Origin of the sequence: Bacillus sp. RCC_6_1 (genome assembly GCF_041360755.1) — a bacterium.
Lineage (GTDB): Bacteria > Bacillota > Bacilli > Bacillales > Bacillaceae_G > Bacillus_A > Bacillus_A cereus.
Window position 1 is genome coordinate 278,969 of record NZ_JBFUPV010000003.1, and the last position, 12,887, is coordinate 291,855.

Below are 12,887 nucleotides of genomic sequence, written 5' to 3' on the forward strand. Positions count from 1 at the left end.
AAACACCTTTTCTATTATAAATAATTTTGTTCCCTCCATAATTCTGTATAATACGAATTCGTTTTCAATAAACTTTGATGATCTCCTTCCCCAATAATACAACCATTTTTCATTACAAAAACTTTTGAACAATTAGTAACAAACCTTAATGAATGGGTTATATTAATAGTAGTAATAGAATCATCAAGATTGTCCAATAAATCATTTATTTTTTTTGCCGTTATAGAGTCTAAATTAGATGTCGCCTCATCCAATATAAATATAGAAGGTTTTTTTAACAAACATCTAGCTATAGCTAACCTTTGTCTTTGTCCACTCGATAAATTTGCACCTTTCTCTTCTAAATAAGTGTCATATTTATGTGGTAATTTTTCTATAACATTTTCTAAAGCCACCTTTTTACATACTTCAATAATTTCCTCATCGGTAATATCATTATTCGCCATTTTCAAGTTTTCCTTAATTGTTCCACTAAAGAAAAAGTTTTCTTGTGACATATATACAATTTGGTTTCTAAGATCTGTTTTTTTAAAATTGTTTATTGGTTTCCCTGAAATCAATATATTCCCTTTTTCAATTGAATAATAATTTAACAACAGCTTAGCAATCGTTGTTTTACCAGAACCACTCTCACCTACAAAAGCAACTTTTTCGCCAGACTTAATTTTAAAACTTACATTTGAAAGGACTAAATCTCTTGATCCATATCTAAAATCCACATTTTTAACTTCAATGTATTTAATAGTGTTTAAAGATTGAAGCGAGTTCTCATTTATCTTATCTATTTCTAAATCCAACATTTCCTTAAGTCTATCTCCGGCAACCAATGCACTTTGAATTTTCGGCTGTAAACCTAATAAGCTTTCAATAGGACTAAAAAAATAAATTAACAATGAATTAAATGTAATTAATGTTCCTAAAGATATTTGATGATCTATGACTTTTAAAGCCCCTATCCATAATATAATAATAGTAAAAACACCTTTTATACATTGCTGTATCGTTATCTGTAAACTAGCAGTTGCTGCAAATTTAGTGACTTTATTAATATAATCTCTATATTTTATTTTTAAATCTGCAATAACACTATTTTCTATATTAAAAGATTTTACGTACTCAATACCATTAAGGGTTTCTACCAAATACCCATTGACTTCAGATTCAGAAATAAGAGTATCCCTATTTTTCACTTCTAATACTTTTTTAAAAGAAATAATACAAACAATATACAAAATAATAGGAATCAAGGATACATAAAAAAGGGATGAATTCAACTGATAGAGCACAATTCCACCACTAATTAAAAGAATTGTATCCATCATGAATCCAATAGCTGCTGAAGAAAGAGCATCTCGAATAACGGATGCATCTTGGTACCTTGAAATTACCTCTCCTACCCTTCTGTTTGAAAAAAAATTCATTGGTAAATTAGTAACATGATTATAAACCTTTGACATAAGAGGAATATCAATACGCTTTGAAAAAATAAAAATCATATACTGGCGACTAAAATCAATTATCGCTTTACCAACTACTGCAGAAATTATACCTAAAGATAAAAATCTCAGATTGTTAACTTGATTTAAAGGTAATATTTTATCCACTAAATATTTAAAATAAAAAGAATTAACAATGGCTAATGTTGTAGAAATAATTGAAAATAAAAAAATTAAAAATAATATTTTTTTCTCTCCAACAATAAGCTCAAAAAATAAGCTAAATATACTATTATCATCTTTTTGATTTTTGAAATTAGCATCCGGTTCCAATAGTAAAACATAACCTGTCCATAACTCATTAAATTGAGTAAGAGAGAGGATTCTTAATCCAACTTGCGGATCAGAAATATACACTTTATTATTTTTTATCTTATTAATCACTACATAATGATTCATACCTTTCAATGGTTCTAAATGTGCTATAAAAGGGTAAAACTGCAAATCAGTTACCTGATTTTTATCTTTGATAAATAACCCTTTCGTATTAAAATTCAACTCTTTTGCAGCCTTTAACATCCCGTAACCACTAGTTCCCATTCGGTCAGTACCAGCAATACTTCTAATAAAGGATATACTCTTTTTTAAGCCATAATGACGGCAAATAATTGCTAAACACGCCGGACCACAATCTCGACTATCCTGTTGGAGAATCTTTTTAACCATAAATTAATTCATTCCTTCGTTCAATGAATTTATATGCGATACTAAATATTTAACACTATGACTTTCTTCCAAATTATGTTTTATTAATTTAATATTCTCTTTTAAATCATCATTTTCTATTAAAAATTTACTGATAGAATACAAACTATTGGAGTTAATTGGATATGTTTTTAAATTTATACCGATTTGTTTTTCACTAATTTGTTGAGCATTTAGAAACTGTTCACTCATTAAAGGATTAACAAGAATCGGTACATCATAGTATAAAGATTCCAATATACTATTATAGCCACCGTGTGTGATAAATAATTTTGCTTTTCTTAAAATGTCCTCCTGATTAACAAAAGATTCTATTCTAATATTATTTGGCAATGTTTTTGTTTTTATAAATGGAGCATTTGCATAGTGGAAACCAATAATAACTTCATAATCTTTGTTCGCAAAAGCATTAATTACATAATTATAAAATGTCATTTTATTTACACCTACAGTACCAGACGAAATCAAAATAACATTTTCTTTAGAGTCATTAAAATCTCTAATATTTTTAAATTTCATGGGTTGTACAATCATAGTATTCGATTCATTTAATTCAGGCTGAAGCAGAGTACCTCCAAAACAGAAATTAAATTCTTCTCCCGGGTCAGTGGTACAAAGTGGGGAAAATGGCCTTACATTAAATTTTTCGCATAAATTTAATGTAATTTCTTCAGTTTTTAACAATAACTCTTGAACTTCATCATCCATAAAATGATCTAAATTCCAATGGAAATAGCCCGATAAAATTTCTCTTGGATTATTTATCAGGTGATCATGATTATATATCATACTTGTAGCATATCCTATTAATTTTACATTCAATTTATCAGCTATAAATCTTCCATAAAGTGCACAAGCATCTCGAATAATTAAATCCGGATTAATTTCCTGAATCAATGGAAGTAAGTATTTTTCATACACCTTTGCACCACTTAACATATATTCAAGAGGTTTCTCCACTTCAATCAACAATTCATTTATATCTTTTTTCTCACTAGGATCGATATATGACCATAGCATTTTATTATGTTCTTGTATAATTTTATTACATTCTTTTTCACAATTTTCGTTATAAAATTTATAATTTATCTTTTCATTTCGGCAAAATGAATCATAATCTTTGTCTAAAAAACAATAAACCTCATTATCTATTACTAATTCGTCTAAAAATTCTTGAATTGCTTTAATATGACTATAGCTTGAATGTGTTAATACTACTATTTTCACTTTTTCCCCCTCCTCATGTAATTGTTGAAGTTGAATATTAATATTCAACTTCAACAACACAAAGTATCCTCATTATGCTCTGCAGCAACCTAATTCCGTATAAGTATTAGATGCATTAGAGTTTCCAGTTAGTGCAGTAAGCCCAGTTATAATACTTGGTAAATTTGTACCCCATTCCGCTGAAGAAGTTCCTCCACCGTTTACTTCCATAAAAATATCATCTTCAAAACTCTCTTCTAAATTAAAATCAGCAGCCTTAATATTTTTTAAATTACCCATTTCTACAACTCCCCTTTTATGAATAGTTTACAAATAACTCCTAAAGATTATGGTAGGTAAAGAAAATATTAAAAAGTTTAACTTCCCACTTTTTTCACCTCCTTTAATGCGGAATAAACTAAAAATTTTTATTTTACTTAGTTAAGTAATCAAACAATAAAAATGTTTATTAAGAATATTCTGTAATAAAAATTATTTTATCAATATTTTACTTTTTTGTAAACATATGAAAAAAACTTTCTATCAGAATGCGCTTACATTATAATTATAGAATATATCTATTTATTTTTTTTGTAAATATATTCTATAATTTTATATTTTTTTACTTTTACAAAGCAGACATGCTATAATTTATTTGATTAATCTGTTAAATCATTCTAAATTCATCTCGAAATATCATACATGGAGGTATCTATAATGAAAAATGGAACTTTTGCTATTGGAGATACTGTTACAGTTAGATCTCCTTTATTTTCGGCTAATGTAAATGTTATTGGAGAAAAAAAATATAGTTATGCTGATATATTGGATCTTTTTTCAAATCCAATAATTCGAGAAGCTATACTCACAACCAACTTAGCCTTTTATAATATTATAAAAAATAATAAAGGTAACAAGGAACAAATAATCAACACATTTAGTAATTATTTACAAAGAATGTCTATAAGAGCTACCCCTTTAGCCTTGCTATCAAGTGTCTCTTTACAAAATATAAATAACCTCCATAAACTAGAAACAAATGATTTATCTCAGCTAAAAAAGCATACTAGAATTGATATGGATTGGTTATTTGAATTTACAAAACACTTAGAAGACAATTGGGATATACTTTTATTTCTGGATGTAAAAATAAATAACACAATCTTCAAAACATCTAATTATGTAAATAATATATATTTGAGTTATTACGGAAAAAAATATGAAGATATAAAAAAAAATGGAAGTACTACACTTTCATTAAAAAACACCCAGATTCTAGAATATATAATTGATTCTTGTAAGACTTTTACAAATTTTAATAAATTATTTAAAGATCTAAAAGAAATTTCTATCGGTGTGGTGGAACCTCCTGTCATTTTTTCGTTTTTACGAAAACTTATAAATGATGAAATACTTATTACTAATCTGCGTCCTTGCATAGGATCAAATTCAATATTTGAAGATATAATTGATGTATTAAAAGCTATTCCTACCGCTGAGCTATATTACAAAAAACTTCTTTACATTCAAAAATTACTTAACGAGTATGATAATTCGATTATAGGTGAGGGGGAAGAAATATACCTAAAGATTGTAAATACCCTTAAAAAAATAGTTGAATCAAAAAATTATTTACAAGTTGATACAACATTTTCGCCCAAAAATACTGAGGCCATAAAAATAGAATTAAATGACTTAAATTCACTGGCACATTTCCTTTATAAAACTAATATTAAAGACATAGAATCCGTATCACTAAAAGAATATAAGAATAAATTCGTTGAAAAATATGGAACTGAATGTGAAATACCTTTACTAGAACTAATTGATAAAAATAGAGGATTAGGTTACCCTGAATCATATGACATATATGATAAAAATAACCCACAATATAATAACTTAAAACAATATGTTACCGATAAAATAATAAACTGTTATCTTAATGAAAATAATGAAATTTCCCTTATAGACGAAGAGATTGAACAATTAAACCTCAATCAAAATGAATCTAATATTCTAAATTTCGAGCTTAATTTTATGATTAATAATGATTTCAATAAAAATACAAACTATGCCTTCTCGCTAATGCCCAATATTGGATCTATGAGAGCTAATAAAATGGCAGGTCGATTTTTAAACTATTTTAACAGCACCGATAAAGATAATTTAAAATTAATGATAGATGAAGAGAAAAATTTTTTCGATTCTCAAAATTCGCTATTAACTGAATTAACCTATTTTCCCGAAAAAAGCAGAATAGCTAATATATCTCAGACAAATTCTTTTTTAGATTATGAACTTCCTATTGCAACTACATCAAATAAAAACCCAAGCAGTACCATAGAATTAAATGATATTGTTGTTGGCTTATCCTTGGAATCTAAATTTTATTTAAAATCATCAAAATTAAATAAACAGATTATTTGCACTAACTCTCATATGATGAATCCAAATATATGTCATAGCCTATATCAATTTTTATATAAGATTAATCCTTTACCAAAATCATTTACCTTGTTACAAGTGATTTCAGAAATTAAAAATTCACAAATTTATACTCCTAGAATAACCTATAAATCTATTATATTATCACCTAAAACTTGGAATATACCATCTAACTATTTAATAGACAGTGATATCCATGCTTTGCACTCTTCTATATTAAAAATTAAAAAGGATTATAAAATTCCTAATCAAGTCTATTTATTAATAGGTGATAATAGGATATTAATAAACATCAACAATTTTCATGAAATGCACAAAATAAAAAAGCATTTAAAAAAATATTCAAGTGTTTCCTTAACTGAAATAGAACCATTCCTTTTAAATTCAAAAAAAAATCTAAAAATACATGAAATAGTTATTCCCTTTTCACGTGAAGATAAAGAAAATATAAAACTACCTAAAATATCTATCCAAACTAACAAGAGCTATATAGCTAAAAAATATAATCCTTTAGGAAAATGGAGTTATATAAAACTGTATACTTCCGAATATAAACAAAACGAGCTACTAATAAAATACATCAACCCTTTTATCGAGAGATTACAAAAAGAGGGAATAATAGAAAAATTTTTCTTCATAAAATATCTAGATCCTAATCCACATATAAGATTAAGAATTTTATGGTCAAAATCATCTCCAAATCGCTTTGATTTATTGAATGATTTTCTGGAGTTTCTACAAAATAAGGAAATTATCTTCTCCACTGATATATGTTCTTATACTCCTGAAGTAATTCGGTATGGTGGGCCAAATGCCATAGAGGCAGCAGAAACTTATTTCTACCATGATAGTAAATTTATCTCTCAAATTCTAGATGTAACTAAGTTGCAACCTGAACTCGATTTATCTATAATCAGCGTTATAACTTTGCATCACTTTTTAAGTTGCTTTAACTTCACCCTTTCTGAACAAAACAAATTACTTTCTAACAATACTTCACATAAACTGTTCAGAAAAGACTATAGAAACTCTCGAAAATTATTGATGCATTTATCTAACGATAACAATAATTGGATGAATTTAAGAGAAAATAAAAAATACTGTTTTTTATACGAACTCCTTATTCAAAGAGAAGAAGGAATAATTAATTATCGAAAAACTTTAGATTTATTAATAAATAACGGTACTCTTTCCAACAACCTTGAAAACATTGTATTTAGCTGTATCCATATGTATTGCAATAGACTATATGGTACCAATCGAGAAAGTGAACAGAAAGTAGTGACATTAACAAGTCACACAATTAACGATCTCTCTCACTTTAAATCTAATGTTTCATTAGTATAAAACAATTAGATTCAATTTGAAATAATTGCTTTATCTCCCCTTTCAAGTTTGAATTCAAAATCGTGTATTAACCATTCCATTAAAGTATTAATGAGCTATCTATAACAGTAAAATAATTTGTTATGGATAGCTCATTAACAAATCATTCATCAAAAGATGTTCTTTCTAATATTTGATGTAATTATAAATTTCGTTTTACCCTTCGTATAGATAAGCACTCTCTCAAAAAGGTTTATTTTAAAATAAAAATCAATTAAAAGTATAAAAAAATTTTTTAAGACTAAAAACAAGATATCAAGATGCTTTTATATTAAAATCCTCAATTTTTAACTTTAGCCTCATTTATCGCTTCATTATTCTTAATTTATAAACCTTATTTTAAAATTTATTATTAATTTTTCTACCATTTCAATTTATTATTCAACTATATATATTTAAGGATGTTAAATAAAGAATACACAAAAAACCTAAAAATTCCGACAAAAATAAAACTTCTTCACTTAAGTCTAAATAACCATAAATTCACAAATCCAAGCAAACTCTACTAAATTACATAGAATAGAATAACACAATTCGAAAGGGGATTCCTATGCCAAAACATAGAAAACAAAGCAAAATAAAGATTTATAGAATAACAAGCTATAAAAAAGACAAACGTTCTGAATTAGACTCTAACAAATTTGAACTAGAACAGCAGGAGGTAGAAAATAAGCAAGACAAGCAGGGCAAACAAGACAAGTAAGATAATCAAGTACAATCGGAAAATGTAGTCATAGTACCCACAGATTCACACAACTTAGATATATGGGATGAAATTTCTCTAAAGGAAATACAAGCTGGTGAACATACGAGTTTATTTGCAGAACAAAGTAATTATCAAAATATTGCTTTGTTGCAAGTTAGCGATATCCGTTTATATTTGGACAAGCAACTACAATTCAGTTCCGTCGATGAGCAAATTTATCATGAAGCACTCGTTCATCCGATTATGTCAAAAGTAATCGATCCAAAACGTGTTCTCATATTAGGTGGTGGCGATGGTCTTGCCTTACGAGAAGTTTTGAAATATGAAACTGTGCTACATGTAGACCTTGTTGATTTAGACGAGGCGATGATTACTATGGCACGTAATGTTCCAGAAATAGTATCTTTAAACAAAAATGCTTTTTTTGATAATCGAGTGAACGTGCACGTATGCGATGCAAAAGAATTTCTAAATTCACCTTCATCTTTATACGATGTAATCATTATTGATTTTCCAGACCCAGCGACAGAGTTGTTAAGTACTTTATATACAAGCGAACTATTTGCTCGTATAGCTACATTCTTAACAGAAGATGGTGCTTTCGTCTGTCAATCTAATTCACCTGCTGATGCACCTCTAGTATATTGGAGTATCGGTAATACAATTGAACACGCTGGATTAACTGTGAAGAGTTATCATACGATAGTTCCTTCTTTCGGAACTGACTGGGGATTTCATCTTGCTACTAATTCTGCCTATGTACTCAATGAAATTGAGCAATTATATGTAGTACCAACTCCTCGAACATTGCCTTCTCTTCTTGCTCCTTTATTTCAATTTAAAGAAGAACATTTAGATCACCGTAACAATGCCGTTTTAAATTTAGAAGCGGACCTTACCCTACATCAATGCTACAAACAGGAAATGAAGTTTTGACGATATTATAGTAAGGAGTGCTACCCTATGGAATATTCTACTTTTGGCAAGCATATAATAGTAGATTTGTGGGGAGTGGACTTTTCCCTATTAGATGATATGCACTTTTTAGAATACCATCTAGTTACAGCTGCAGATTACTCTCGTGCCCATGTTTTAAACGTAAGTAAAAAAGAGTTCCAGCCATATGGTGTTACTGTATTAGTGTTATTATCAGAAAGCCATCTTTCCATTCACACTTACCCGGAACAAAATTTTGCAGCTATTGACTGTTATACTTGCGTTACAACCGTTGAACCACAAATAGCGATTGATTATATCGTAAATATATTAAAACCGGAACGGATGCATATAAAAAGATTAATTCGTGGTATAGGAGAAATTGTTACTGCCGATTAATTATAACTCTTACTCATCCGAAAAAAGGAGGATTGTAAATACACCATCAGTGGGATGAACATTCCACTGATGGTACAGGCACATACATAAAGTGAACCTTTAATTAGTGGGGTTTTACTGCCCGTTAATTCGAGATAAAAAAACCTTGCATAAGCAAGGTTCATTCATCCACCGACATCTTCCTATATAACTCTACAAACTCACTCGCTAATTCCTTCACCGTAATTGCATTCATTAAATGGTCTTGCGCGTGTACCATTAAAAGAGTAACTTCGGTCTTTTCGCCACCAGCCTCTTTCTGGATAAGCTCCGTTTGTACGCGGTGCGCCTCCTTTAATTCCTCTAGTGCTTCTTGTAATTTAGCTTCAGCTTCTGTAAACTCCCCACGCTTCGCACAATCAATTGCTTCCATTGAACAACTTCTCGCGTTTCCCCCATGCAAGATTAAATGAAAAGCTTTCGTCTCTATCGTATCCATTGTAGTTCTTTACTCCCCCTTTTCTTCCGCCAGTTTTTGTTTATCCCATATTTTTAAGAACGGTAAATAAATGAAGAATGCTAGCGCAAAGTTAACAAGTTGCAAAATAACACCTGAAATTTTCCCGCCCGATCCTAAATATCCACTAAAAAGAATAGGTGTCGTCCAAGGTACAGCGGCCCCACTCGGACGTGCAACCCACCCCCATTCCATTGCAAAGTAAGAAACAATTGTTAGCACGACTGGAACTAATATAAATGGAATTAGTAAAAGTGGGTTCATCACAATCGGCATACCAAAAGTTACCATCTCATTAATATTAAATATACCAGGTGCAATTGACAATCTCCCTAAACTTTTTAATTGTTGACTTCGTGCAAATAGTAACATTCCGACAACTAGAGCAAGCGTTGCACCAGAACCGCCCATATAAATCCATAAGTCAAAAAACTGTGCCGTAATCGTATTTGGTACATCTTGCCCAGCTTGAAAAGCAACTCGGTTTTGATCCATTAACGACAACCAAACGGGGCTCATTACACCACCAACAATAGTAGCACCATGAATTCCACACGACCAAAGAACATGAACGAGAATAACTGCTATTATTGCGCCCCAAAGACTAGCACCAAGTACACTAAGTGGTTCCTGTAAAATTTGTCCTACAATATTATGGATACTGCCAAAAGAAGTATTTTCTATAATTAAGCGTAAAATCCAAATAACTGTTACAACAATAAATCCTGGAACAAGTGCTGCAAATGAACGCGTGACAGCTGGTGGAACTGTCTCTGGCATCTTTATAATTATCTTTTTTTGTACAATAAACCGATAAAGTTCAGTAGATATAAGTGCAATAATCATTGCTACAAATAACCCTTGGCTTCCCATTAATGCAGCTGGGATAGCGCCTTCTACAAGTACACTTTCTTTTGTACTTGGTATAATATATGCAACTTGAAATGGAGTCGCAAGTAAAAACGTCACAAGCGACAATGCCCCGGATGCTAAAGCATCTACTTTATAATACTCTCCAAGTCTGTAAGCGATTCCAAAAACAGCTATTAAAGCCATTATATTAAAAGTTGCACTAACTGGATACCCTAAAGCTCGCTGCCAATTCTCCCCAAACAAACCTGCCATAAAATCGTTATATCCCGGTATCGGCAGTGCACTAATAATGAGGAAAAACGATCCAATAATTAAGAAAGGCATCGTTAAAATAATTCCATCTCGAATTGCTTGTAAATGCCTCTGCTCTGCAACCTTCCCTGCTACCGGCATCACATACTTCTCTAAAAACCGTATCATCTATCCCACTCTCCTCATGGTTTCATTAACAAAGCTGCTTGCAAGATAGCTTCTCCATTACAAAGTCCGTAATGAACAGATTGAATGACATCAACAGGTATCCCTTTATCCTTACATAGTTCTTTCATTTTCGGTAATAAATAACGTACTTGCGGTCCAAGTAAAAGGACATCAGCTTTATCAATATGACTATTCACTTCAGAACCTGATACTGCCCAGATTGTTACTTCTATCCCTCTTGCCTCTGCTGCTTTCTCCATCTTTGTAACAATCAAACTGGAAGACATTCCCGCTGCACAGCAAAGTAAAATATTCATCCCGCTTCCCTCCCCCTTTTTCTCTACCTAAGTTATGGTGCACTCCTTGCCACCACTAGGTTACAAATATATATGTCTAGATTTCCTGCTGTATGCCGAGCTTAAAAACAAAAATTTCTTGATTTTCACGCTATTCCATTTATCCGTATTCTCCTAGTAAAGGGGCCCCTAACTCGCTATAATGATTCAGTATGATTTTTTTAATTGATAGGAGGATATATTTATGAAGGCATATCGCTTTCCACTTATTTTATTATCTTCTATCCTAATTGGTGGTTTCATTGGTTATTTCATGGGTGCCGATGCAGTTGCTTTAAAGCCGCTTGGTGACATTTTCTTAAACTTAATGTTTACGATTGTTGTACCTCTAGTGTTCTTTAGCATCGCATCGTCTATTGCTAATATGGATGGATTAAAACGTTTCGGTAAAATTATGTCTAGTATGGCTGGGACTTTCTTATTTACAAGTATTTTAGCTGCTATTTTTATGATTATTGTCGTGAAAGTATTCCCGCCAGCACAAGGTGTTGTACTAGAACTAACACAACCTGACAAAGCCGGCAAAGCTGTTAGTGTTGCAGATCAAATCGTCGGTATTTTAACAGTATCTGACTTCTCGAAGTTACTATCTCGTGAAAATATGTTAGCTCTTATTTTCTTCTCTATCTTAATGGGGATTGCAACTTCAGCAGTTGGCGAAAAAGGAAAGCCATTTGCTACATTCCTACAAGCTGGTGCAGAGATTTCAATGAAGGTTGTATCTTTCATTATGTACTACGCTCCAATCGGACTTGCTGCTTACTTCGCAGCATTAGTTGGCGAATTCGGACCACAACTTCTTGGAACTTACTTCCGAGCAGCAATGGTATACTATCCTGCTTCTCTCATTTATTTCTTTGTATTCTTCACATTCTATGCATACCTTGCAGGTCGCAAACAAGGTGTACAAGTATTTTGGAAGAACATGGTCTCTCCTACAGTTACATCACTTGCAACTTGTAGTAGTGCCGCAAGTATTCCAGCAAACTTAGAAGCAACAAAGAAAATGGGTATTTCTTCAGACGTTCGTGAAACAGTTGTCCTTCTTGGTTCTACTCTTCATAAAGATGGCTCTGTTTTAGGCGGCGTATTAAAAATTGCTTTCTTATTCGGTATTTTCAACATGGAATTCGAAGGACCGAAAACATTAGCAATCGCACTTGTTGTTTCTCTATTAGTAGGAACAGTAATGGGCGCTATTCCAGGCGGCGGTATGATTGGTGAAATGTTAATCGTTTCTTTATATGGCTTCCCGCCAGAAGCATTGCCAATTATCGCAGCAATCAGTACAATCATTGATCCTCCTGCAACGATGTTAAACGTAACAGCAGATAACGCTTGTGCCGTAATGACAGCTCGCCTTGTAGAAGGTAAGAACTGGATCAAAAACAAATTTGCTTAATAAATAGAAAGAGGATGCTCCAAACGAGCATCCTCTTTCTTTGTTGTTAATCCATTCCGCC

At 31.1% G+C, this 12,887-nt stretch carries 9 protein-coding genes and 1 pseudogene; 4 read left to right on the top strand and 6 right to left on the bottom strand.

Translation table 11 applies throughout. The features are described from left to right. Positions 1 to 14: 14 nt before the first annotated feature. From AB6801_RS13535 to AB6801_RS13545, 3 genes are all read right to left on the bottom strand, one after another. The gene (locus tag AB6801_RS13535) at positions 15 to 2,162 is read right to left on the bottom strand and encodes a peptidase domain-containing ABC transporter (RefSeq protein WP_002062627.1); all 2,148 of its coding nucleotides are present in this window, start codon (positions 2,160 to 2,162) and stop codon (positions 15 to 17) included. 3 nt (positions 2,163 to 2,165) lie between these two features. Then, the gene (locus AB6801_RS13540) at positions 2,166 to 3,428 is read right to left on the bottom strand and encodes a glycosyltransferase (protein WP_098851945.1); all 1,263 of its coding nucleotides are present in this window, start codon (positions 3,426 to 3,428) and stop codon (positions 2,166 to 2,168) included. Positions 3,429 to 3,500: 72 nt separating this feature from the next. Next, positions 3,501 to 3,707 (bottom strand): hypothetical protein, encoded by a 207-nt coding sequence (locus AB6801_RS13545; RefSeq protein WP_000527384.1) that lies wholly within the window; start codon positions 3,705 to 3,707, stop codon positions 3,501 to 3,503. Between the two features lie 417 nt (positions 3,708 to 4,124). On the opposite strand from AB6801_RS13545, the gene AB6801_RS13550 reads away from it, so the two are divergent. The 3 genes and pseudogenes from AB6801_RS13550 (at position 4,125) to speD (ending at position 9,279) form a co-directional block, all read left to right on the top strand. After that, the gene (locus AB6801_RS13550; protein WP_000788472.1) at positions 4,125 to 7,199 is read left to right on the top strand and encodes a lantibiotic dehydratase; all 3,075 of its coding nucleotides are present in this window, start codon (positions 4,125 to 4,127) and stop codon (positions 7,197 to 7,199) included. A gap of 589 nt (positions 7,200 to 7,788) precedes the next feature. Further along, a pseudogene (locus AB6801_RS13555) lies at positions 7,789 to 8,880 on the top strand (polyamine aminopropyltransferase). A gap of 27 nt (positions 8,881 to 8,907) precedes the next feature. Further along, positions 8,908 to 9,279: an adenosylmethionine decarboxylase gene (gene speD, locus AB6801_RS13560; RefSeq protein WP_000456822.1), complete on the top strand. Its 372-nt coding sequence runs from the start codon at positions 8,908 to 8,910 to the stop codon at positions 9,277 to 9,279. A gap of 160 nt (positions 9,280 to 9,439) precedes the next feature. On the opposite strand, the gene AB6801_RS13565 is transcribed toward speD, so the two are convergent. The 3 genes from AB6801_RS13565 to AB6801_RS13575 are packed head-to-tail and all read right to left on the bottom strand — an operon-like array spanning position 9,440 to position 11,385. Further along, a complete protein-coding gene (locus AB6801_RS13565) occupies positions 9,440 to 9,757 on the bottom strand; it encodes a PTS sugar transporter subunit IIA (RefSeq protein WP_000379645.1) in 318 nt (105 codons plus the stop codon). 9 nt (positions 9,758 to 9,766) lie between these two features. After that, a complete protein-coding gene (gene celB, locus AB6801_RS13570) occupies positions 9,767 to 11,068 on the bottom strand; it encodes a PTS cellobiose transporter subunit IIC (RefSeq protein ID WP_000617782.1) in 1,302 nt (433 codons plus the stop codon). A 14-nt stretch (positions 11,069 to 11,082) separates the two neighbouring features. Then, the gene (locus tag AB6801_RS13575; RefSeq protein WP_001023554.1) at positions 11,083 to 11,385 is read right to left on the bottom strand and encodes a PTS sugar transporter subunit IIB; all 303 of its coding nucleotides are present in this window, start codon (positions 11,383 to 11,385) and stop codon (positions 11,083 to 11,085) included. Positions 11,386 to 11,608: 223 nt separating this feature from the next. On the opposite strand from AB6801_RS13575, the gene AB6801_RS13580 reads away from it, so the two are divergent. Continuing rightward, positions 11,609 to 12,826: a dicarboxylate/amino acid:cation symporter gene (locus AB6801_RS13580; RefSeq protein WP_000649376.1), complete on the top strand. Its 1,218-nt coding sequence runs from the start codon at positions 11,609 to 11,611 to the stop codon at positions 12,824 to 12,826. The last annotated feature ends 61 nt before the right edge of the window (positions 12,827 to 12,887 follow it).